This is a genomic window from Bradyrhizobium sp. CB1015 (assembly GCF_025200925.1).
Classification (GTDB): Bacteria; Pseudomonadota; Alphaproteobacteria; order Rhizobiales; family Xanthobacteraceae; genus Bradyrhizobium.
In genome coordinates this window covers 2897550-2918658 of sequence record NZ_CP104174.1, presented here as the reverse complement: position 1 = coordinate 2918658, position 21109 = coordinate 2897550, and the positions used below count along the sequence as shown (strand labels likewise).

The window sequence follows — 21109 nt, the reverse complement described above, 5'->3', positions numbered from 1 at the left end:
GCAAGAGACGAGGACATGAACATCAACAAGCCTGCCACCCCGCCGCTTGCGCCCGAATTGATCGAGCAATTCCGCAAGATCGTCGGCGACCGTCACGCGATCACCGACCCGACCGATATCGAGCCTTACGTCACCGAGGAACGCAATTTGTTCCACGGCCGCTCGCCGCTGGTGCTGCGTCCGGGCTCGACGGCGGAGGTCTCCGCGATCTGCAAGCTCGCCTCCGCACACAACATCGCGCTGGTGCCGCAGGGCGGCAACACCGGGCTCGTCGGCGGCCAGACGCCGCACAATGGCGAGGTGGTGGTGTCGCTGCGCCGGCTCGACAAGATCCGCGAGGTCGACACCGCCTCCAACACCATGACCTGCGAAGCCGGCGTGGTGCTGCAGATCGCGCAAGCCAAGGCCTCCGAGGTCGACCGGCTATTTCCGCTGTCGCTGGGCGCGGAAGGCAGCTGCACCATCGGCGGTAACCTCTCCACCAACGCCGGCGGCACCGCGGCGCTCGCCTATGGCGTCGCGCGCGAGATGGCACTGGGCCTGGAAGTGGTGCTCGCCGACGGGCGCGTGCTTAATTCGCTGTCGAAGCTGAAGAAGGACAACACCGGCTACAATCTGCACAACCTCTTCATCGGCGCCGAAGGGACGCTCGGCATCATCACCGCGGCGACGCTGAAACTGTTTCCGAAGCCGCGGGCGATCGAGACCGCCTTCGTCGGGCTGAAATCGCCGGCGGCGGCGCTCAAGCTGCTGACCATCGCGCAAGGCGAAGCCGCCAATGCGCTGACGAGCTTCGAGCTGCTGTCGGAGATGGCGGTCGACTTCTCGATCCGCCACGGCATCGACGTGCGCGATCCGCTCGAGGCGAAGCATCCCTGGTACGTGCTGATGGAATTGTCCACAGCCGGCGACGACGCCCGCACGCCGCTGGAGACGATCCTCGCCCGCGCCATGGAGGAGGAGATCGTCGACGACGCCGTGATCGCGGCGAGCCTCGCCCAGCGCGGTGCGTTCTGGAAGCTGCGCGACGAGATGTCGGCGGCGCAAAAGCCGGAGGGCGGCTCGATCAAGCACGACATCTCCGTGCCCGTTGCGGCCGTGCCTGAATTCATCGCGGAAGCCGATGCGGCCGTGGTGAAGCTGATCCCCGGCGCCCGGCCGGTGCCGTTCGGCCATCTCGGCGACGGCAATCTGCACTACAATGTCAGCCAGCCGATCGGCGCCAACACCGCCGATTTCCTCGCACGCTGGCATGATGTGAACGCGGTGGTGTTCGAGATCGTGCTGCGCATGGGCGGCTCGATCTCGGCCGAACACGGCATCGGCGTGCTCAAGCGCGACGAGCTGCCCGAAGTGAAGGACAAGACCGCCATCGAGCTGATGCGACAGGTCAAGGCGATGCTCGATCCGCTCGGCATCATGAATCCGGGGAAGGTGCTGTGAGCGCGCCAGTCTCGCCTGCTCCGCTTGCGATCGATGCGATCACCGACGCCGATGTCGAGAAGGTCGTCGCGCTGTGGCAGCGCTGCGGCCTGACGCGGCCCTGGAACGATCCGCATGCCGACATCGCGCTGGCGCGGCGGCGCGACAATTCCACCGTGCTGGTCGGCCGCGACAATGGCGCGATCGTCGCCACCGTGATGGTCGGCCATGACGGCCATCGCGGCTGGGTCTATTACGTCGCCGTCGATCCCGACTGTCAGAAGCGCGGCTATGGCCGCATCGTCATGGCGGCGGCCGAGGACTGGCTGCGAAGCGCCGGCATTTCGAAGCTGCAGCTCCTGGTCCGCCGCGAGAACGCGCAGGCCAACGCGTTCTACGGCTCGCTCGGCTTCGAGCTCTCGACCTCCGTGATGTTCCAGAAGTGGCTCGACGGCCGTGCGACTACGCCAAGCAACTGAGATCCAGCCATGACCATTTCCGACCGCGTCCGCATCAAGGACGTCCGCGTGCTCTCGGACGGCTGGACCACGCTGAAGACCACGACGTTCGAGTACCGGCGCGCCAATGGCGAGTGGCAGACCCAGCATCGCGAGACCTATGAGCGCGACAACGCCGCCGCCGTGCTGCCGTATAATCTCGCGCGGCGGACCGTGATCCTGGTGCGCCAGTTCCGCCTCCCGGCCTTCATCCGCGGTTACGACGACCTGTTGATCGAGGCCGCCGCCGGCGTGCTCGACAACGCCGAGCCCGAAAAGCGCATCCGCGCCGAGGCGGAGGAAGAGACGGGCTATCGCCTGCACCACGTCCACAAGGTGTTCGAGGCCTTCATGAGTCCCGGCGCCATCACCGAGAAGCTGCATTTCTTCGTGGCCGAATACGAGCCCGAGATGCGGGTGAGCGACGGCGGCGGCCTCGAGCACGAGGGCGAGGACATCGAGGTGCTGGAGCTTTCCATCGATGAGGCTCTGGCTATGATCGCCGACGGCCGCATCATCGACGCCAAGGCGATCATGCTGCTGCAATACGCGGCGCTGCACGTGTTTAAGTAGGTGATGCTCTTCACCCTCCCCTGGAGGGGGAGGGTCGATCGCGCGCAGCGCGAGCGGGGTGGGGTGATCTCTCCACTCGGGCAGTTTTCTCCGCGGAGACACCTTCACCCCACCCCGCTGCGCATTCCGCTTCGCTCTATGCGCAGCGACCCTCCCCCACAAGGTGGGGCTATCGCATTTGAGAGCTTTTCCCTGCAGCCATCCTTCGAGACGCCCGCTTTGGGCGGGCTCCTCAGGATGAGGGCGGAGTGCGCGGCTGCAGTTTCAACGAGCACTGACGCTGATTAGCCTCATCCTGAGGAGGCGCGTAAGCGCCGTCTCGAAGGACGAGGCGTGCGCGCAGGCCGCCGCCACAAGTCATATGCGATAGCCCTGCCCCTCCAGGGGTGGGTAAGGGACACCGCCGCGCTGCTCCATCCTTCGTCTGCAATCCTGTCCTGCGCCTCCGCCTCCCCCGTTGAGCAACGCCAAAACTATCTCTAGTCTGGCCCCAACCAAGAACCAGGAGACGCGCCCATGTCCGCTCCGCGCGACGACGAATTTGGCTTTGCGCCCGACCACGATTCCCCCGTCCCCTACATGCAGCGCACCCGCGACTATTACGCGGCGATCGGCTACACCACGCCGTACCGCTGGGCGCATTACACCGAGGCGCCGTTCCAGCCGCTGAAGAAGCCGCTTTCGCAATCCCGCGTCACCATCATCACCACCGCTGCGCCCTACGATCCGGCCAAGGGCGACCAGGGGCCGGGCGCGGCGTATAATGGCAGTGCGAAGTTTTATCAGGTCTATGACGGCGACACCTCCAAGCAGCACGACCTGCGCATCTCGCACATCGGCTACGACCGAAAGCACACATCGGCCACCGACAGCGGCACCTGGTTTCCGCTGCCACAGCTGTTGAAGGCATCGGCCGCCGGCCGGATCGGCGAAGTGGCGCCGCGCTTCTTCGGTGCACCGACCAACCGCAGCCATCGGGTCACGCTCGACACCGACGCGCCGGAGATCCTGGCACGCTGCCTCGCGGACAAGGTCGATGTCGCGGTGCTGGTGCCGAACTGCCCGGTCTGCCACCAGACCACCGCGCTGGTGGCGCGGCACCTGGAGCGCAACGGCATTGCCACCGTGATCATGGGCTGCGCCAAGGACATCGTCGAGCACGCCGCCGTGCCGCGCTTCCTGTTCTCTGACTTCCCGCTCGGCAATTCCGCCGGCAAGCCGCACGACATCGCCTCGCAGGCGCAGACGCTCGAGCTCGCGCTCCGGCTGCTGGAGACCGCGAGCGGTCCGCAGACCACGATGCAGTCGCCGCTGCGCTGGAGCGAGGACGCCTCCTGGAAGCTCGACTACAACAACGTCGCGCAGCTCTCGCCCGAAGAGCTGGCGCGCCGCCGCGCCGAGTTCGACAAGCAGAAGGAGATCGCGCGCGGCAACCGCGCCGCCTGACGTCCTCCAATAACAACAATCAAGGGGAGAACGACGTGACGCGACCGTTCGAGGGCGTGAAGATCCTGGACTTCACGCAAGTGCTGGCCGGCCCCTATGCGAGCTACCAGCTCGCGCTGCTCGGCGCCGACGTCATCAAGGTCGAGCGGCGCGAGGGCGAGGACATGCGCCGCACGCCGCTCAGCCGCGAATGGGCCGAGCGCGGTCTGGCGCCGGCATTCCAGGCGATCAACGGCAACAAGCGCAGCCTGACGCTCGATCTGCAGAAGCCGGAGGCGATCGCGATCGTGAAGCAGCTCGCCGCGCAGGTCGACGTGGTCATGGAGAATTTCCGCCCCGGCGTGATGGACAAGCTCGGCATCGGCTATGAGGCGCTGTCGGCCATCAATCCGAAGCTGATCTATTGCGCGGTGTCGGGTTTCGGCCAGACCGGCCCGGACCGCCTGCGGCCCGGCTATGACGGCAAGATGCAGGCGCTGTCGGGCATCATGGCGATCACCGGCCACCCCGAGACGGGGCCGACGCGCGCGGGCTTTGCCGTGTGCGACGTGCTTTCGGGCGCCACCGCTGCTTTTGGTGTCTCGAGCGCACTCTACCAGCGCGACCGCACCGGCAAGGGGCAGCTGATCGACGTCTCCATGCTGGAGGCGACGCTGGCGTTTCTGTCGGGCCAGATCGCCGATTGGTCGGTGGCCGGCCATCAGCAGCAACTGTCGGGCAATCAGGCGGTGAGCCGCCGGACCACGGCGAATTTGTTCAAGTGCGGCGACGGCCATATCCTGCTCGCCGTCAACAACGAGAAGCAGTACCGCGCATTGATGGCTGCGCTCGGCCGCGAGGACACGCTGTCAGATCCGCGCTTTGCCGACTGGTTCTCCCGCAACGAGAACGAGCCGGCGCTCCGCGCCATCATCGAGGAAGCGCTGGCGAAGCGGCCGGCACGCGAATGGGAGACGACTCTGGAGGACGCCGGCGCGCCCTGCGCCAGCATCTGGAAGGTCGAGGAGGTCATCGACCATCCGCAAATCAAGGCGCGCGGCGCAATCCAGGAGCTGGACACGCAATATGGCCGGCTGCGCTTTGCCGGCAGCGGCTTCAAGCTCGCCCATGGCGGCGGCAGGCTGGACCGGATGGCGCCGGAGCTCGGCGCAGATACGGATGCCGTGCTCGGCGAGCTGGGTTTCGATGCAGCGGAGATCGCGGCCTTGAGGACGCGGGAGATTGTGTAGAGCGCCACACACTCGCTGTCGTCCCGGACAAGCGCGCACAAAGCGCGCTTGTCCGGGACGACAGCGGAGTTAGAACAACGATCCCTGCCCGTCATCCGCCGGGCTAGCCGCAACCTTCCGCACCGCCTTCTTCGGCTTCGCCGCCTCGGCCTCCGCCTCGATCTCCTCGGCACTGATCGGCAGCACGAGCTGCTCGTCGTCATTGGCGACGCGGTTGACACGGGCGGAGACCGGATGCCAGGCGAATTCGCCGACGCGCGGGGGCCTCATCAGCGGCAGGATCGCATCGACCTCGTCGCCTTTGATGTCGAGCCAGCGCTCGAAGTCGCGCGGGCTGATGGTGACGGGCACGCGGTCGTGCAGCGCGGCGAGATCCTCGCCAGCCGCGGCGGTGACGATCGCGACCGTGTCGAGCTCCTCCCCGTTCGGCCCGACCCAGGTCTCGAACACAGCGGCAAAGCCGAGTGGCTCACCGTCGGCGCGGTGGATGAAGAAGGGCTGCTTGCGGCCGGCTTCCGTCTTCCACTCGTAATAGCCGTCGGCCGGGATCAGGCCGCGCCGGCGGCGAATCGCGTTCTTGAAGGCGGGTTTCTCCAGCACCGTCTCGGAGCGGGCGTTGATCAGGAGCGTGAACCCGCGGGGGTCCTTGACCCAGCTCGGCAGAAGACCCCAGCGCATCAGGCGAAAATGGCGCGCGCCGTTCTCGGCCAGCACCACCGGAATCGGTTGCGTCGGGGCGACATTGTACCGGGGCGGGAAATTCGGCTGCTCGACATAGCCGAACAATTGCCGCAAAGCCGCGGGGGCCGAAGTTATGACGAAGCGTCCACACATCCTTGAGGGCCTATATAGGGTCCGTTCAGGTCCTTTTAACCCCGAACGTTAACACTGCGGCAGATGAGCTCAACGGCCACCCAACCCGCGCGGACGCATGTACAGACGGGCCCCGAGGCGGCCGCCTGGGCCGAACGGCTGCGCGTGGCCAACATCAACCCGCGGACCGGGCTTGCCACCGACTATCTCAACCATTTCAATGAAGCGGTGATGCTGCTGGAAATGGTCCCCGACATGCCGGAATGCGCCGAAGACTTCCTGACCTGGACGCCGCTGTCCTATGCCGAGCATTTCACGGCGTCGAATTTCAAGGCGCGGGATTTGGCGATCGAAGCCTATGAGAAGGCCGATCCCAACGTGCGTGCCCAGTTCGACCACATCACGGATACCATGACCTCGATCCTGACCGCGGTCGGCTCGGCCATGCGCGAGGTCGAGAAGGACTCGACCCGCGTTCGCCTCGCCGAGCAGGCCACCCTCTGGGTCAAGCCGCTGATCGCGGCCTGCGGCGGCATCATCAATGGCGGGGCGGAAGCCGACGTCGACACCATCATGGCGAATTCGGCCGGATAGGTGACGCGATTGGCCGCAATCGTCCACCCTGCCCACCCCCAGCTTGCGGTCAGCGCGGCGATCTTCCGTGACGGCAAGGTGCTGCTGGTCCGCCGCGCCCGCTCCCCGGCCAAGGGCTTCTATTCGCTGCCGGGCGGCCGGGTCGAGTTCGGCGAATCGGTGCATCAGGCGCTGAGCCGCGAGGTCGACGAGGAAACCGGCCTTCGCATCGAGATCATCGGCCTCGCCGGCTGGCGCGAGGTGCTGCCGGCCGCGGCCGGCGCCGGCCATTACCTGATCATGTCCTTTGCCGCGCGCTGGACGGCCCAGGAGCCGGCTCTTAACGACGAGCTCGACGATTACCGCTGGATCGCGCCGGATGCCCTGGCAAGCCTCGGCGACCTCAAGCTGACCGGGGGGCTGGAGGAGGTCATCCTGTCGGCAGCGCGTCTGATTGGCCGCTGACCGAGCCGCGCGCTCCGACACCTCTCCCGCTTGCGGGAGAGGTCGCGCTGAAAGCGCGGGTGAGGGCTTTCTCATCTGGGGGATTGTCCCGGTGTGGAGACACCCCAACCCTCCCCCGCTCGCGGGGGAGGGAGCGCAATGTCCGTGTGGCCCGCCTTGCGCCAGCCGTCCCGAGGAGGCATACAGCCGCCGATGTCGACGCGATTTCTGGCTATTTTTGCCCTGATTCTCGCCTGCGCCTTCGGGCCTGCGAGGGCCGAGGACGTGGCGGCGCCGTTTGACGGCCAACTGCAACGGCTGGCCGAGATCCTCGGCGGGCTGCACTATCTGCGCGGCATCTGCGGATCCAACGAGGGCAACAAATGGCGCAACGAGATGCAGGCGCTGATTGATGCCGAGACCCCCTCGGGGGACCGCCGCACCCGCATGATCGCCGCCTTCAACCGCGGCTATAACGGTTTTCAGCAGACCTATCGCAGCTGCACGCCCGCCGCGACGGTGGCGATCCGCCGCTATATCGAGGAAGGCTCGAAGATCTCGCGGGATCTCACGGCGCGCTACGCGAACTGATTCTCTCGTCATTCGGGGCGCGCGTAGCGCGAGCCCGGAATGACAAGGGACTGGAACCCTGTCATCGACTTTATTCACAGCCGTTAACCGTTCTTAAAGATGTGGCCTAGCGGTCGTTAACGCCCGTGCTACACCTCTCGCACAGCGCATCGCCGTGGATCGCGCCCCAGCCCTGACCGAGTTGCATGAGCCAGCCGATTTCCTACGCCCCCGCCCGCGCGCCGCTGCCCGATCACGAGCAGAAACAGGCTGCGCTGAGCTATCTCAACGAGGCCTGGGCCGAGGCGCGTCACGACGGCGTCGACGGCGATTGCCTGGCGCAAGCGAGCCTGTTCGCAGCGCTTGCCGAGCTCGTCGGCACTTATGGCGAGGACGCCGTGGCGAAGTTCGTCGAGGGCTTTCCCGGCCGCATCCGCAACGGCGAGTTCTCGGTCGGCATCTCCAGGCAGTAAGCTGCCCGAAAATGACCCCGCCACGCGGGCGGGGCCAGTTGCGGATGAATGACTCTGCGAAAGTTGTCGCGAAGTCTGCCGCTCTTATCGCACGGAAGCCGTTTCCCGCGGCCAAGCATTAGTCTCGCGATAACCGGGAGATGTTCCCGACAGAGCCGGGAACGCATTCCCTCCTCCGTCACGGCTCGATCTTGAGCGTCGCTTTCATGTTGGGATGATAGCGGCAGTAATACTCGACCGTTCCGGCCTTCTTCAGAACTGATATCGCCGATTTCTTCGGCGGCAGCGTCACGTCGAAATCGCCGTTCCTGGCAGTAGCGGTGTGGGCGAAGACGTCCTTGTTGACCCAGGTGATGGTATCGCCGATCTTCGCCGATACCTCGACCGGAGCAATCACGAGATTGTCCATCGTGATCTCGATCGTCGCGGCACGTGCCGGGACGACCGTTGACAGGAGGACGACCGCAAGCGCGATCGAAGCGAGGCGTCCCGGCATCATGCGAGGCTCCTATTTCAGCTCGGCCGCAACGTGCTCGGCGTGCTGCTGATGGCCCTGGAAGATCTTCAGCCCGGTCTGTAGCAGGCTCTTCAGCTCGGCATTGCTCGCAGACGGAATGAGTTGCGTCTCCAAGGCCCCATTGACCGCCTTGTGGTAGGCGACCTCGTTGGCGACGTAAGCCTTGTCGAACGCCGCGCCATCGAGCTTGTCGAGCTCGGCCAGCTTGTCGGCCGCCTGCTTCGACAGCGCCTTGCTGGTGTCGTTGTCCTCCGGCGTGACGTTCAGCTTCTTGACCAGCGCGAGGGCCTGCTTGTTGACCGCCTCGTGGTCGCGCAGCATGTCTTCGGCGAAAGCCTTGACGTCCTTGTTCTTGGCCTTCTTCTGCGCCTGCTTGGCGGCGTTGATGTCGATCACGCCCGCGGTGTAGGCGATATGCGCGATCTGGGGATCGGTGGGCTTGTCGGCTGCGCTGGCGCCTTGCAGCAATACGGGACTCGACAACATCATCGCTGCGGCGGCCGCCGCGCTCCATCGGATCAACATGGCTTGACACTCCTGGGGGCCGGAAACGTTCCGGACTGTTGCTTGCACAGGTTGGATGCCAATTCCGCGCGAACGTTCCCGAAAAATTACGCCCCGATGCCAAGGCGCCTCAGCACGGCCTCGGTCAGGCGCTCGCAACGCTCACCGGCGAACGGAAACGCGTCCATCACGACCGGACCGATCTTCTTCTCGACGTTCTCGCGCAGCATCGTGCGCGCACGGTGCAACCGCGTCTTCACCGTTTCGGGCTTGATGCCGAGCAGCTCGGCGGTCTCCTCCACGCTCATCCCCTCCATCACCCGCGCGATGAAGACCATGCGGAAGGTCTCGGGCAGTTCATCGACCGCGCGTTCGACGACACGCTGGATCTCGCGTTGGGCCATGGACTTTTCCGGATCAGTTGCGGCGGACGAGAGCGGAAACTGGATGATTTGCGCTTCGAGCGTTGCCTCCGGCACCGATCCCAGCTCGACCTGCGGCTTGCGACCGCGTGCGCGTCCGAGCGCTTCGTTGATGGCAATGCGCGACAGCCAGGTCGACAGCGCCGACTCGGCAAGAAAGCCGTCAAGGTGGGTAAAGGCGCGGACATAGGTCTCCTGCACCACGTCCTCCGCGTCGCTGTCGCTGCGCAGGATGCCGCGCGCAAGCCTGAACAGCCGGCGGTTATTGGCCTGCATGATCTCGCGCAAAGCGGCCTCGTCGCGGCGTCGCGCGCGGTCCACCAGCGCGGCTTCCGAAGTCCTGGCGGCGGCGGTCAGGCCGGCTGCAGTTCCTGGCATGGCGGATATCCTGTCTCCATTGGTCCCGGACATTGGATGCAGGCGCAGGGGAAAGGTTCCCAGTTTTCTTGCTCCGGATCTTACCCTCCCCTGGAGGATAAGAGCTAATCCGTCTCGATCGGCAGCGCCGGATCCCTCGCCCATTCGCCCATCGAACCGTCGTAGAGCGTCAGCTTGTCGTAGCCGAGCCGGGTCAGCAGCAGCAGGTCGATCGTCGCCGAGATGCCGCCGCCGCAATAGAGAATTACATCCTTGTCGCGCGTGACGCCCTGGGCGGCGAACTTCGCTTCTGCATCCGCAAGATTCGTCAGCGTCTTGTCGGCATTCACGAGCGTGGCTGCGGGAACGTTGACGCTGCCGGGAACGCGGCCCGGCCGGCCATAGCGGCTCGGCTCGAGGCCGCGGTGAAATTGCGGCCCGAGTGCGTTGACGATGACAGTCGCGGGATCGCCGATCTTCGCCAGCACGGCTTCCTTGTCGACGAAGAAGCCTGGGCGCGGCGCCGCCGTGAAGGTCGTCCCTGGATAGAACTTGGGTGCGCCCGTCTCGACCGGCCGCCCCTCCTGCTTCCATTTGTCGAAGCCGCCATCGAGCACGCGGCCATCGACGCCGAGCGCGCGCAGCATCCACCAGAATCGCGTCGCCCACATCATCGTCCCGATGCTGTAGAGCACGATGATCTTGCCCGCATCGAGGCCGTGGCGGCCGAAGGCGGCCTCCAGCTGGGCGACATCGGGCATCATGAAGAAGTGTTGCGAGGAGATGTCGGAGAACTCGCCTTGCAGGTCGAGGAAATCGGCGCCCGGGATGTGGCCGGCCGCGAACGTCTTGTCACCGGGCACCGCGCGGTAAGGCACGTCGCTGCCTTCCGGCGCGGGCTCAAGATAGGTCGTGCAGTCGTAGAGGCGAAGGTCGGGATCGCCGAGGATCGGGGCGAGTTGTTCGGTGGTGATGAGGGCGCTCTGGCTCATTGGATTGTCCCCGATCAGACCACACTATCCCCGCCACCCTGAGGTGCCGGAGCGTCGCGGAGGCCTCGAAGGGCACGGCCACTAGCGGGGCCGCTCATCCTTCGAGGCTTGCCATGCAATGCAAGAGCATCGCATGGCGCGCACCTCAGGATGACGAATCACAACGAGCGCGGCAAGCTACGCCTTCAGCGTCTCCAGGAACCGCACCGGCTCGCCCTGCGCGGCCGTCACCAGCTCGCCCTGCCACATCACCCGGCGGCCGCGGATGAAGGTGCCGACGGGCCAGCCGGTGACGCGAACGCCGTCATAGGGTGTCCAGCCGGCCTTGGACGCCACCCATTTGTTGGTGATGGTCTCGCTGCGCTTCAAATCGACAATGGTGAAGTCTGCATCGTAGCCGGCGGCGATGCGGCCCTTGCAGGCCATGTTGTAGAGGCGCGCGGGGCCGGCGCTGGTGAGGTCGACGAAGCGCGCCAGCGACAGCCGGCCCGCATTGACATGATCGAGCATCAGAGGCACCAGCGTCTGCACACCGGTCATGCCGGAGGGCGAAGCCGGATAGGTCTTCTGCTTCTCCTCCAGCGTATGCGGAGCGTGGTCGGAGCCGAGCACGTCGATGATGCCCTGCTCGATGCCGCGCCAGATGCCGGCGCGATGATCGGCGCCGCGCACCGGCGGGTTCATCTGCGCCAGCGTGCCGAGCCGCTCGTAGCATTCCGGCGCGACCAGGGTGAGATGGTGCGGCGTCGCTTCGCAGGAGGCGACGTCCTTGTGGTCGCGCAGGAACTCGATCTCCTCCTTGGTCGAGATGTGCAGCACGTGGATGCGCTTGCCGGTCTCATGCGCGAGCTTGACCAGCCGCTGCGTCGCCATCAGCGCCGCGGTCTCGTCGCGCCAGACCGGATGCGAGCGCGCATCGCCTTCGATGCGCAGCGATTTGCGCTCGTTGAGACGGTATTCGTCCTCGGCGTGGAAGGCGGCACGGCGGCGGATCACCTGGAAGATGCGGCGCAGGCTCTCGTCGTCCTCGACCAGCAGCGCGCCGGTGGACGACCCGATGAACACCTTGACCCCGGCACAGCCCGGCGCCCCTTCGAGCACCGGCAAATCCTGCACGTTCTCGCGGGTGCCGCCGATGAAGAAGGCGAAATCGCAATGCATGCGGTGATGGGCCCGCTTCACCTTGTCGGTGAATTCGGCCTCAGTCACGGTCAGCGGCGAGGTGTTCGGCATCTCGAACACGGCGGTGACACCGCCCATCACGGCGCTGCGCGAGCCGGTCTCGAGGTCTTCCTTGTGGGTCAACCCGGGCTCGCGGAAATGCACCTGCGTGTCCATCACGCCGGGCAGGATGTGCAGGCCCTTGCAATCGATCACCTCGGGGGCCGAACCTTGCGACAGCGGACCCAGCTCGGCGATACGGCCGCCCGTGATGCCGATATCGCGGACACCCTCACCGTCCTGGTTGACCACGGTGCCGCCCTTGAGGATCACATCGAAACGCTGGGTCATGGGGCCTCTCTCATCCTCAGGGCGCAGGGCTCGAGGTCTTGTCGTTTATGCGTTGCGGGCTTACGTTCCGGAGCAACATGTCGCAAGAGATTTTCGCATGAAATCGGCGTTTCTTCCCGACCGGGCCGTGATCAAGGTCGCGGGTGATGATGCACGAAACTTCCTCAATGGCCTCGTCACCACCGACGTAGACAGGCTGAAACCCGGCCTGGGACGATTCGGCGCGCTGCTGACGCCACAGGGCAAGATCATCGCGGATTTCCTGATCACGGAAGCGCCCCCGGGCCACGGCGGCGGGTTCCTGATCGATTGCCCCAAGGCGCTGGCGGACACCCTCGCCACCAAGCTGAAGTTCTACAAGCTGCGCGCCAAGGTCACGGTGGACAACCTCGACCTCGGCGTGCTCGCGGCGTGGGACGGCGAGCCGGCGGCGCAGCCCGACCTTGCCTTCGCCGATCCGCGGGCCGAGGGGCTCGGCTACCGCATCCTGATCCCGGAAGATCTCAAGCAGAAACTGTCCGATCTCATCGGCGCCGAGCTGGTCGATGCAGCCGGCTACGAGGCGCACCGCATCGCGCTCGGCGTGCCGCGCGGCGGGCTCGATTTCATGTACAGCGACGCGTTCCCGCACGAGACCAACATGGATCGCCTCGCCGGCGTCGATTTCGACAAGGGCTGCTATGTCGGCCAGGAGGTCGTCTCGCGCATGCAGCATCGCGGCACCGCGCGCACACGCAGCGTGAAAGTGCTGCTCGATGACGCCTCGCCCGAGCCGGGCACGACCATTCTCGCCGGCGACAAGCCGGTCGGCACCATCGGCTCGTCGGCTGGCGGCAAGGGCATCGCGCTGGTGCGCATCGACCGTGTCGCCGATGCACTCGACGCAGGTCAGCCGCTCACCGCCGGGGGGCTGGCTTTGACGCTCGCCGAGCCAGACGTCGTTCGAATTCCAGCCAAGCAGCCCACCGCATGAGCCGCGCTGCCCGCCTGCATCCCGACGGCCTGAAGCGGTGTCCGTGGCCGGGTGAAGATCCGCTTTATGTCGCCTATCACGACACCGAATGGGGCGTGCCGGAATACGACGACCTCGCGCTGTACGAGAAGCTGATCCTGGACGGCTTCCAGGCCGGCCTGTCCTGGATCACCATCCTGCGCAAGCGCGACAATTTCCGCAAAGCCTTCGACGATTTCCAGCCGGAGAAGATCGCGCGCTACAACGCCAAGAAGGTTCACGCGCTGATGAACGATGCAGGCATCGTGCGCAACAAGGCCAAGATCGAAGGCGCGATCCTGAGCGCGAAGTCATATCTCGACATCATGGAGAAGGGCCCGGGCTTCTCGAAGCTGCTGTGGGACTTCATGGACGGGCGGCCCAAGGTCAACCAGTTCAAGACCACGGGAAGCATACCGGCCTCGACGCCGCTCTCGGTGCAGATCTCCAAGGAGCTGTCCTCGCGCGGCTTCAAATTCGTCGGCCCCACGATCGTCTACGCCTTCATGCAGGCGACCGGCATGGTCAACGACCACCTGGTCGATTGCCACTGTCATGCGACCTGCAGCAAGACCCGGCGCAAGCCGCGCCTCAAGGCCAAATGACGGCGAAGAAGGCGACGCGCAACGAGGAGGTCCGGGCCTGGCAGCGCATGCTGTCGGGCCGGCGGCTCGATTTGCTCGATCCCTCCCCGCTCGACATCGAGATCGGCGACATCGCGCACGGGCTGGCGCGGGTGGCGCGCTGGAACGGCCAGACCCTCGGCGCGCACATCTTTTCGGTCGCACAGCATACGCTGCTGGTAGAGACCGTGCTGCGGCACGAGATGCCCCGCGTCGACCAGCGCGTGCGGCTCGCGGCCCTGCTTCATGACGCGCCGGAATATGTGATCGGCGACATGATCTCGCCGTTCAAGGCCGTGCTCGACGGTCATTACAAGGCGGTCGAGAAGCGGCTGCTCGGCGTCATCCACATCCGCTTCGGATTGCCGCCGGTATTGCCTGACGACATCACGCAGACCATCAAGGCCGCCGATCGCGGTGCGGCTTATCTGGAAGCGACCGAGCTTGCCGGCTTCAGCGCGAGCGAAGCGCGGCGCCTGTTCGGCAAGGATCCGGGTCTCTCCGACAGCGTCCGGCGCGACTATCTGACGCCCTGGACCGCGGCGCGGGCCGAGAAGCAGTTTCTGGAGCGGTTTGGCGCCGTGTTTGCGTAGCGTTTCTGTTGGGCGGGGTGGCGCTCACATTTCGCTCTCGTGCCGGCGTAGGCCGGGATCCATAACCACAGGGAGCGTTGCGGCGCAAAACTGGCAACCGCGAATGTTCGCAAAACCTTGTCCTGTGGTTATGGGTCCCAGGCGCGCGCTCGAGGCGCGCTTGTCCGGGACGACGGTGAGGCTTCGCTTTGCCCACTCTACGGCCGCGGCTATAATCAACAAAAAGGTTCGCCATGATCCACGTCTGTTCCCTCGCCGCGCTTCCCGAAACCGTCCGCCTCACCAAGGCCAGCCATGTGCTGACCGTGATGGCCAATGTCGAGCAGGTGGCGCGGCCGGTGTCGGTGCTGCCGGCCAACCATCTCAAGGTGTCGATGGACGACATCACCGAGGAGATGGACGGCTTCGTCGCACCATCGGAGACGCATATCGAGCAGGTGCTGAACTTCGTGCGCGGCTGGGACCGAGCTGCGCCGCTGGTGGTGCATTGCTATGCCGGCATCAGCCGCTCCACCGCGAGCGCGTTCGCCGCGGCCTGCGCCCTCAATCCGCATCGCGACGAGATCGAGATCGCACGGAAGATCCGCGCGGCCTCGCCGATCGCCTCGCCGAACCGTCGCATCGTCAGCCTTGCCGATCGTGCACTCGGACGCAACGGCCGCATGCTGCGCGCGCTCGACGAGATGGGCCCCGGCGCGATGATGGTGGAAGGCCGGCCCTTCGCGATCGAGCTCGAATGACAGCTGGGCGTCACAACGGAGGTGCGCCCCCTCTCCCGCCTGCGGGAGAGGGTTGGGGAGAGGGTGTCTCCGCGACGAAGACTCCCCCAGAGGAAAGAGCCCTCTCCCGCCTCGCATCTGTCGATGCGATGCGACCTCTCCCGCAAGCGGGAGAGGTGCAGCGAGTCCGCGGATGGGCCGTCTCAACAACGCGGCATTCTGTTCAATTGAACGACACGGCAGCCGCATGAGCGAGACGCTGCTGACGCCGATCGAGATCGGCCTCACCGCGGCCATCGTCGCGATCGAGAACCACGAGCCGCTGATCCTGACGGCGCACGGTGCCGATGGGCTGGCCGGGCTGCCGTTCGGCCCGTTCGACGCGGTGAGCCATCGCACGTTCGAGATCGGCCTGCGCGCCTGGGTCGAGCGACAGGCGGGGCTGCGGCTCGGTTATGTCGAGCAGCTCTACACGTTCGGCGATCGCGGCCGTCATGCCGAAGCCGGCGACACCGGCGCGCATATGGTGTCGATCGGCTATCTCGCGCTGACACGCGCGGTGGACGGCGAACTCGCCGCGACCGGGGCGAGCTTCGAACCCTGGTATCGCTTCTTCCCCTGGGAAGACTGGCGCGAGCAGCCGCCGGCGATCATCGCCCGCGACATCATCCCCGCGCTGACCAAATGGGCCGAGGAGGAGACGCCGGAGACGACGCGCGCGCTACCGCGGAAGGATCGCGTGCGCTTCTATTTCGGTCTCGACGGCGCGCCCTGGGACGAGGAGCGCGTGCTCGACCGCTACGAGCTGCTCTACGAGGCCGGGCTGATCGAGGAGGCACGCCGCGATGGCCGCCCTGCGGCATTAGCGCGCAAGACGCTTCTCCCGCTCGGGACCTCGATGCGGTTCGATCACCGCCGAATTCTCGCCACGGGGATCGCGCGGCTGCGCGCAAAGCTGAAGTATCGTCCTGTCGTCTTTGAACTTTTGCCGGCTGAGTTCACACTTACTGAACTGCAGCACACGGTGGAGGCGATCTCCGGCCGGCACCTGCACAAGCAGAATTTCCGCCGCCTGGTCGAAATGGAAGCCCTGGTCGAACCGACCGGGGTGATGTCGACACAGACGGGCGGACGGCCGGCGGCGCTCTACCGCTTCCGCCGCGAGGTGCTCCAGGAGCGGCCCGCGCCGGGCTTGCGCGTACGCTCCCGGCGCTAGATCCTGATATGCGGTACCGGCCCCTGCCCGCCGGTTGCCTGGAGGCTTCATGTTCGACGGCCCGTTTGACGCCTTTGCGCTGATCATTGCGATCATCGCCTTCCTGATCGCGATCAAGGCATCCAGCCAGGCGACGGAGTTGCGCCGCCGGCTCAACTCGCTCGAGGAGATGCTCTATGCGCAGCGGCCGGTGCAGCCGCCGCCGCTGATGCCGGCACAGGCGCAGGCCGAAACCCCCGCGACGACTGCAGCCGCCGAGCCGCCGCCGCTGGCGCCGGACGCCGAAACGACGCCGCCTCCGCTTGTCACCGAAGAGATTTCACCGCCCCCGCTCGAGCCGAGCACGGGCGCCGATGCGCCCCCTCCGGTACCGGAGGCAGCACCCGGCTTCGAGGAGCGGCTCGGCACCCGCTGGGTGGTGTGGATCGGCGGGCTTGCGCTCGCGCTCGGCGGCTTCTTCATGGTGCGCTATTCGATCGAGGCCGGCCTGCTCGGCCCCGGCGTGCGCGTGTTCCTCGGCGGCCTGTTCGCCGCTGCACTGCTGAGCGCCGGCGAATGGACGCGGCGCAAGGAGAGCATCTCGAGCATCGCGGCACTGCCGATCGCCAACATCCCCGCGATCCTCACCGCGGCCGGAACGGCGGTGGCGTTCGCGACCATCTACGCGGCCTACGCGCTCTACGGCTTCCTCGTGCCTGCGACGGCCTTCGTGCTGCTCGGCATCGTTGCGATGGGCACGCTGGCCGCAGCGCTGTTGCACGGCCCCGCGCTTGCGGGGCTCGGCGTCGTCGGCGCCTTCGTGACGCCGATCCTTGTCTCCTCCGGCAAGCCGGATTATTGGGCGCTCTACATCTATCTTGCGGTCGTGACGGCCGCGAGTTTCGGTCTCGCCCGCATCAGGCTGTGGCGCTGGCTTGCGGTCACGACCATTGCCTTCGCGGTGCTCTGGATCTTCCCGGGTCTCGATACCGAACAGGTGCAGGTCGCGCCGCACGCCTTCCACGCCATCGCCGGCTTCGTGCTCGCCGCACTGCTCGTGGTCTGCGGCTTCATGTTCGGACCCGGCATCGAGGACGGCGAGATCGAGCCGGTCTCATCCGGCGCGCTCGGCGCCTATTTGTTCGGCGCGATGCTGGTCGTGCTGTCGAGCGCGCATGCGGATCTCGCGCTGATCGCCTTCACGCTCCTTGTCGGCGGAACGCTGTTCGTCGCCTGGCGCGCACCGGCGGCGACCGGCGCGCTGGGCGCGGCCGCGGCGACCGTGTTCATCGTCTTCGCCGAATGGGCGGTGCGCGCCAATCCCGATATGCTGGTGCTGCCGGGCGGTCCGATGCCCGGCGTCGGCCCGGTCGCGACCGACAGCGCGGTGACGCTGCATCTGGTGACGGCCGCGATTTTCGCCGCCGGCTTCGGCGTCACGGGCTTTTTCGCGCAGGGCCGCTCGAACTCGGGGATCATTCCCGTGGTGTGGTCGGCGGCGGGCGTCGCGACGCCGATCGCCATCCTGGTTGCGCTCTATGCGCGCATCGCCCATCTCGATCGCTCGATCCCGTTCGCGATCCTCGCCGTGCTGCTCGCTGCGGCCTTTGGCGCGGCGACCGAAGCGCTGATGCGCCGCGAGGAAAGGCCCGGCGTTGCCACCTCGGTCGCGCTGTTCGCGACCGGTACGCTCGGCGCGCTGGCGCTGGCGCTGACCTTCGCCCTGGAGAAGGGCTGGCTCACCATCGCGCTCGCGCTGATGTCGCTCGGCACCGCCTGGATCTCGTTGCAGCGGCCGATTCCGGTGCTGCGCCGGTTAGCTGCCATCTTCGCCGCGATCGTCACCGCGCGCATCGTCTATGATCCGCGCATCGTCGGCGATGCCGTCGGCACGACGCCGGTCTTCAACTGGCTGTTGTGGGGCTACGCCCTGCCGGCCGCCTCGTTCTGGGGCGCGAGCATCTTCCTGCGCCGCCGCGCCGACGACGCGCCGCTGCGCGTGGTCGAGACCGCCGCGATCCTGTTCACCGCGCTGCTCGCCTTCATGGAGATCCGGCACTTTGCGACCGGCGGCGACATGATGTCGCCGCCCTCGCTGCTCGAATTCGCGCTGCAGGTCTGCGTCACGCTCGCCATGGCGATCGGGCTGGAGCGCCTGCGGCTGCGCAGCCACAGCATCGTGCACGATGTCGGCGCTGTCGTGCTGACGGCGATCGCCGGCCTCATCAGCGTGTTCGGCCTCCTGATCCTGGAGAATCCGCTGCTGCTCTCCAGCGTCAATGTCGGCGGCCTCGTGTTCAATCTGCTGCTGCTCGGCTATGCGCTGCCGGCCGTGCTGATGCTGCTGCTCTCTTACGCGGTGGCGGGACACCGCCGCGTCGCATACGCAAACACGATTGCGGGTGGCGCCCTGGTGTTCGCGCTCACCTACGTGACGCTGGAAATCCGCCGCTTCTATCACGGCCCGGTCCTGCTCTACGGCGGCACCACGAGCGCCGAGCAATACACCTATTCGATCGGCTGGCTCGCCTTCGGCGTGGTGCTGCTGGGGGTCGGCATTCTCGTCAATTCCGAGCGAGCGCGGCTGGCCTCTGCCGCCGTCATCGCGCTGACGATCTTCAAGGCCTTCGCCGTCGACGTGTGGACGCTGACCGGCGTCTATCGCGCGCTCTCGTTCATGTGCCTCGGCGTCGTGCTGGTCGCGATCGGCTGGCTCTACCAGCGCATCCTGTTCCGGCGGCAAGTCGCACCGCCGCCGGCCGTGCCGCAGGCGGGCAGCTAAGCGTCAGGCCGCGCGGACCGATTGCAGGAACTGCGCGACTTCGATCTTCAGGCGGGTACTGTCGGTCGCCAGCGACTTCGCCGCCGACAGCACCTCGCTCGAGGCCGAGCCGGTCTCGATCGCGCCGCGCTGCACGTTGGTGATGTTGGACGACACTTCCTGCGTGCCGAGCGAGGCCTGCTGAACGTTGCGCGAAATCTCCTGCGTGGCCGCGCCCTGCTCCTCGACGGCGGCGGCGATCGCGGCGGACACCTCGGACAGCCGCTCGATGGTGCCGCCGATCTCCTGGATGGCGCTGACGGATTCTTGCGTCGCTGCCTGGATGCCCGAAACCTGCGCCCCGATTTCGCCGGTCGCTTTAGCGGTCTGCTCGGCCAGTGCCTTGACCTCGGAGGCAACGACGGCAAAGCCGCGGCCGGCTTCGCCTGCGCGCGCCGCCTCGATGGTCGCGTTCAGCGCGAGCAGGTTGGTCTGGCCCGCGATGGTGTTGATGAGCTCGACGACGTCGCCGATGCGGGCGGCGGCCTGCGACAGTGCGTTGACGCGCTCGTTGGTCCGCGCCGCCTGCTCGACGGCTTCCGCCGCCATCCGCGCCGAATCCTGCACGCGGCGGCTGATCTCGGTGATGGAGGACGACAGTTCCTCGGAGGCGGAGGCGACCGCCTGGACGTTGGTGGAAGCTTCCTCGGACGCTGCCGCAACGACGGTCGCGAGCTCCTGGCCGCGCTGCGCCGTACCGCTCAGCGTCGCCGCGGAGGCCTCGAGCTCGGTCGAGGCCGACGACACGGTCTCAACGACCTCGCCGATCATGGCCTCGAAATTGCGGGTGATGGCATCGACACGGCGGCCGCGCTCGATCTTGGCCTCGGCGTCGCGCGCCGCCGCCTCGTCGGCAGCCTTCTTGGCGATCAACGCCTCCTTGAAGATCTGGAGTGCATCCGCCATCGCGCCGATCTCGGTCTTCTCGCCGCGATGCGGTACCTCGGCGGAAAGGTCGCCCTCGCCCAGCGACTGCATCGGGCGAATGATCGAGGCGATGCCGCGCGAGACGTCGCGCACGAGGTAATAGGCGGCGCCGATCGCGATCACGACGGCAGCGACGATGATGCCGACGAGCACGCGGAACACGGTGGCGTAGCTGTCGGCCGCCTGCTTGGTCTCCAGCTCGGCGCCCCTGTTGTTCAGCTCGATTCCCTTCTGCAGCAGGGGATCGGCGGCCTGCGCCATCTTCGCAACCTTGGTCTGCAGCAGCTCGTTGGCGTCCGTCGGGAAGCGCCCGACGCTCTTGCGCGACAGCGCCATCACGTCCTGCACGCCATTCAGATACTCGGCCCAGGCCTTGCTCCATTGCTCGTAGATCGAGCGCTCTTCGGCGACCGTGATCAGCGGCTCGTAAACCTTGCGCGTCTTCTCGATGCGCTCACGCAGGCCTGCCAGCCGCTTCTCCGCGGCCTCCTTGCCTTCGGCGGTATCCTGCATCAGGTGCAGACGCAGCGCGACGCGGAGCTCGTTGATGTCGGCACGCATCGAGCCGAGCGCACGCACGCTCGGCAGCCAGCTCTCCGCAATCTCGACGGTATGTGCGTTGATGTTCTGCATCGTGCCGATCGCCATCACGCCGACGCCGGCGAGCGAGAGCACGAGGACCGACAGCACGGTCAACAGCTTGAAGACGATCGACAACTTCGACATCACGACAATCCCGATGATTACCCGGCAACGCGCACATCACCTGCGCCGCAGCGTCACGACGGACGACCGGGCGGAGGTCAGTTCAACAATGCTGGCTGGTTCTTTTCCCGAAGGATTGCGCCCATAATCGCAAGCAGGCGTTAACAGGAGGCTACGCAAAAATACGACTC

Annotated in this window: 22 protein-coding genes; 15 read left to right on the top strand and 7 right to left on the bottom strand. The window is 66.4% G+C overall.

The genetic code is table 11. From position 1 onward, the window contains the following. Positions 1 to 15 precede the first annotated feature (15 nt). The 5 genes from N2604_RS13290 to N2604_RS13270 all read left to right on the top strand — a co-directional run bounded on the left by N2604_RS13290 (position 16) and on the right by N2604_RS13270 (position 5167). Complete coding sequence (locus N2604_RS13290) at positions 16 to 1443, top strand: FAD-binding oxidoreductase (RefSeq protein WP_260375075.1); 1428 nt, start codon at positions 16 to 18, stop codon at positions 1441 to 1443. Next, positions 1440 to 1901 (top strand): GNAT family acetyltransferase, encoded by a 462-nt coding sequence (locus N2604_RS13285; RefSeq protein WP_260375074.1) that lies wholly within the window; start codon positions 1440 to 1442, stop codon positions 1899 to 1901. The genes N2604_RS13290 and N2604_RS13285 overlap by 4 nt, the downstream gene beginning before the upstream one ends. A gap of 9 nt (positions 1902 to 1910) precedes the next feature. After that, the gene (locus tag N2604_RS13280) at positions 1911 to 2492 is read left to right on the top strand and encodes a GDP-mannose pyrophosphatase (RefSeq protein ID WP_260375073.1); all 582 of its coding nucleotides are present in this window, start codon (positions 1911 to 1913) and stop codon (positions 2490 to 2492) included. 516 nt (positions 2493 to 3008) lie between these two features. Then, positions 3009 to 3938, top strand: coding sequence for a glycine/sarcosine/betaine reductase selenoprotein B family protein (locus N2604_RS13275; RefSeq protein WP_260375072.1), 930 nt, complete (start codon positions 3009 to 3011; stop codon positions 3936 to 3938). A gap of 35 nt (positions 3939 to 3973) precedes the next feature. Continuing rightward, the gene (locus N2604_RS13270; RefSeq protein ID WP_260375071.1) at positions 3974 to 5167 is read left to right on the top strand and encodes a CaiB/BaiF CoA-transferase family protein; all 1194 of its coding nucleotides are present in this window, start codon (positions 3974 to 3976) and stop codon (positions 5165 to 5167) included. Positions 5168 to 5236: 69 nt separating this feature from the next. Here the strand turns inward: N2604_RS13270 and N2604_RS13265 are convergent, their stop codons facing one another. Further along, a complete protein-coding gene (locus tag N2604_RS13265) occupies positions 5237 to 6001 on the bottom strand; it encodes an SOS response-associated peptidase (RefSeq protein ID WP_260375070.1) in 765 nt (254 codons plus the stop codon). Between the two features lie 63 nt (positions 6002 to 6064). Between N2604_RS13265 and N2604_RS13260 the strand changes: the two genes are divergently transcribed. The 4 genes from N2604_RS13260 to N2604_RS13245 all read left to right on the top strand — a co-directional run bounded on the left by N2604_RS13260 (position 6065) and on the right by N2604_RS13245 (position 8040). Then, positions 6065 to 6574 (top strand): hypothetical protein, encoded by a 510-nt coding sequence (locus N2604_RS13260; protein WP_260375069.1) that lies wholly within the window; start codon positions 6065 to 6067, stop codon positions 6572 to 6574. 9 nt (positions 6575 to 6583) lie between these two features. Beyond that, positions 6584 to 7018, top strand: coding sequence for an NUDIX hydrolase (locus tag N2604_RS13255; protein WP_260375068.1), 435 nt, complete (start codon positions 6584 to 6586; stop codon positions 7016 to 7018). A 192-nt stretch (positions 7019 to 7210) separates the two neighbouring features. After that, on the top strand, positions 7211 to 7588 hold the full coding sequence (locus N2604_RS13250; RefSeq protein WP_260376220.1) for a TIGR02301 family protein: 378 nt from the start codon (positions 7211 to 7213) through the stop codon (positions 7586 to 7588). 185 nt (positions 7589 to 7773) lie between these two features. Beyond that, complete coding sequence (locus tag N2604_RS13245) at positions 7774 to 8040, top strand: hypothetical protein (RefSeq protein WP_025034564.1); 267 nt, start codon at positions 7774 to 7776, stop codon at positions 8038 to 8040. 178 nt (positions 8041 to 8218) lie between these two features. Here N2604_RS13245 and N2604_RS13240 read toward each other — a convergent pair whose 3' ends face one another. The 5 genes from N2604_RS13240 to N2604_RS13220 form a co-directional block, all read right to left on the bottom strand. Then, entirely contained in the window at positions 8219 to 8539 is a 321-nt protein-coding gene (locus N2604_RS13240) for a cupredoxin domain-containing protein (protein WP_260375067.1), read from the bottom strand. Positions 8540 to 8548: 9 nt separating this feature from the next. Continuing rightward, positions 8549 to 9082: a DUF4142 domain-containing protein gene (locus tag N2604_RS13235; protein WP_260375066.1), complete on the bottom strand. Its 534-nt coding sequence runs from the start codon at positions 9080 to 9082 to the stop codon at positions 8549 to 8551. 86 nt (positions 9083 to 9168) lie between these two features. Next, positions 9169 to 9861 carry an RNA polymerase sigma factor gene (locus tag N2604_RS13230; RefSeq protein WP_260375065.1) on the bottom strand — a complete coding sequence of 231 codons (693 nt, stop codon included), beginning with the start codon at positions 9859 to 9861 and terminating at the stop codon, positions 9169 to 9171. A 104-nt stretch (positions 9862 to 9965) separates the two neighbouring features. Further along, entirely contained in the window at positions 9966 to 10832 is an 867-nt protein-coding gene (locus N2604_RS13225) for a sulfurtransferase (RefSeq protein WP_260375064.1), read from the bottom strand. A gap of 177 nt (positions 10833 to 11009) precedes the next feature. Continuing rightward, complete coding sequence (locus N2604_RS13220) at positions 11010 to 12344, bottom strand: dihydroorotase (protein WP_260375063.1); 1335 nt, start codon at positions 12342 to 12344, stop codon at positions 11010 to 11012. Positions 12345 to 12441: 97 nt separating this feature from the next. Between N2604_RS13220 and N2604_RS13215 the strand changes: the two genes are divergently transcribed. From N2604_RS13215 to N2604_RS13190, 6 genes are all read left to right on the top strand, one after another. After that, positions 12442 to 13317: a folate-binding protein YgfZ gene (locus N2604_RS13215; RefSeq protein ID WP_260375062.1), complete on the top strand. Its 876-nt coding sequence runs from the start codon at positions 12442 to 12444 to the stop codon at positions 13315 to 13317. Then, positions 13314 to 13940: a DNA-3-methyladenine glycosylase I gene (locus N2604_RS13210; protein ID WP_260375061.1), complete on the top strand. Its 627-nt coding sequence runs from the start codon at positions 13314 to 13316 to the stop codon at positions 13938 to 13940. Before N2604_RS13215 ends, N2604_RS13210 begins: the two co-directional genes overlap by 4 nt. Continuing rightward, positions 13937 to 14551: an HD family hydrolase gene (locus N2604_RS13205; protein WP_260375060.1), complete on the top strand. Its 615-nt coding sequence runs from the start codon at positions 13937 to 13939 to the stop codon at positions 14549 to 14551. Before N2604_RS13210 ends, N2604_RS13205 begins: the two co-directional genes overlap by 4 nt. 233 nt (positions 14552 to 14784) lie before the next feature. Then, positions 14785 to 15291 (top strand): tyrosine phosphatase family protein, encoded by a 507-nt coding sequence (locus N2604_RS13200; RefSeq protein WP_260375059.1) that lies wholly within the window; start codon positions 14785 to 14787, stop codon positions 15289 to 15291. 226 nt (positions 15292 to 15517) lie between these two features. Further along, positions 15518 to 16486, top strand: coding sequence for an NrtR DNA-binding winged helix domain-containing protein (locus N2604_RS13195; RefSeq protein WP_260375058.1), 969 nt, complete (start codon positions 15518 to 15520; stop codon positions 16484 to 16486). A gap of 49 nt (positions 16487 to 16535) precedes the next feature. Next, complete coding sequence (locus tag N2604_RS13190; protein WP_260375057.1) at positions 16536 to 19247, top strand: DUF2339 domain-containing protein; 2712 nt, start codon at positions 16536 to 16538, stop codon at positions 19245 to 19247. A 3-nt stretch (positions 19248 to 19250) separates the two neighbouring features. Here the strand turns inward: N2604_RS13190 and N2604_RS13185 are convergent, their stop codons facing one another. Continuing rightward, positions 19251 to 20939 (bottom strand): methyl-accepting chemotaxis protein, encoded by a 1689-nt coding sequence (locus tag N2604_RS13185; RefSeq protein WP_260375056.1) that lies wholly within the window; start codon positions 20937 to 20939, stop codon positions 19251 to 19253. Positions 20940 to 21109: the final 170 nt, after the last annotated feature.

Coding starts and splice junctions, on each gene's coding strand:
- N2604_RS13205 (WP_260375060.1), top strand. CDS start 13,937: ATGACGGCGAAGAAGGCGACGCGCAACGAGGAGGTCCGGGCCTGGCAG.
- N2604_RS13225 (WP_260375064.1), bottom strand. CDS start 10,832: ATGAGCCAGAGCGCCCTCATCACCACCGAACAACTCGCCCCGATCCTC.
- N2604_RS13240 (WP_260375067.1), bottom strand. CDS start 8,539: ATGATGCCGGGACGCCTCGCTTCGATCGCGCTTGCGGTCGTCCTCCTG.
- N2604_RS13210 (WP_260375061.1), top strand. CDS start 13,314: ATGAGCCGCGCTGCCCGCCTGCATCCCGACGGCCTGAAGCGGTGTCCG.
- N2604_RS13290 (WP_260375075.1), top strand. CDS start 16: ATGAACATCAACAAGCCTGCCACCCCGCCGCTTGCGCCCGAATTGATC.
- N2604_RS13220 (WP_260375063.1), bottom strand. CDS start 12,344: ATGACCCAGCGTTTCGATGTGATCCTCAAGGGCGGCACCGTGGTCAAC.
- N2604_RS13195 (WP_260375058.1), top strand. CDS start 15,518: ATGAGCGAGACGCTGCTGACGCCGATCGAGATCGGCCTCACCGCGGCC.
- N2604_RS13200 (WP_260375059.1), top strand. CDS start 14,785: ATGATCCACGTCTGTTCCCTCGCCGCGCTTCCCGAAACCGTCCGCCTC.
- N2604_RS13190 (WP_260375057.1), top strand. CDS start 16,536: ATGTTCGACGGCCCGTTTGACGCCTTTGCGCTGATCATTGCGATCATC.
- N2604_RS13250 (WP_260376220.1), top strand. CDS start 7,211: ATGTCGACGCGATTTCTGGCTATTTTTGCCCTGATTCTCGCCTGCGCC.
- N2604_RS13235 (WP_260375066.1), bottom strand. CDS start 9,082: ATGTTGATCCGATGGAGCGCGGCGGCCGCCGCAGCGATGATGTTGTCG.
- N2604_RS13215 (WP_260375062.1), top strand. CDS start 12,442: ATGAAATCGGCGTTTCTTCCCGACCGGGCCGTGATCAAGGTCGCGGGT.
- N2604_RS13260 (WP_260375069.1), top strand. CDS start 6,065: ATGAGCTCAACGGCCACCCAACCCGCGCGGACGCATGTACAGACGGGC.
- N2604_RS13185 (WP_260375056.1), bottom strand. CDS start 20,939: ATGTCGAAGTTGTCGATCGTCTTCAAGCTGTTGACCGTGCTGTCGGTC.
- N2604_RS13275 (WP_260375072.1), top strand. CDS start 3,009: ATGTCCGCTCCGCGCGACGACGAATTTGGCTTTGCGCCCGACCACGAT.
- N2604_RS13265 (WP_260375070.1), bottom strand. CDS start 6,001: ATGTGTGGACGCTTCGTCATAACTTCGGCCCCCGCGGCTTTGCGGCAA.
- N2604_RS13245 (WP_025034564.1), top strand. CDS start 7,774: ATGAGCCAGCCGATTTCCTACGCCCCCGCCCGCGCGCCGCTGCCCGAT.
- N2604_RS13230 (WP_260375065.1), bottom strand. CDS start 9,861: ATGCCAGGAACTGCAGCCGGCCTGACCGCCGCCGCCAGGACTTCGGAA.
- N2604_RS13280 (WP_260375073.1), top strand. CDS start 1,911: ATGACCATTTCCGACCGCGTCCGCATCAAGGACGTCCGCGTGCTCTCG.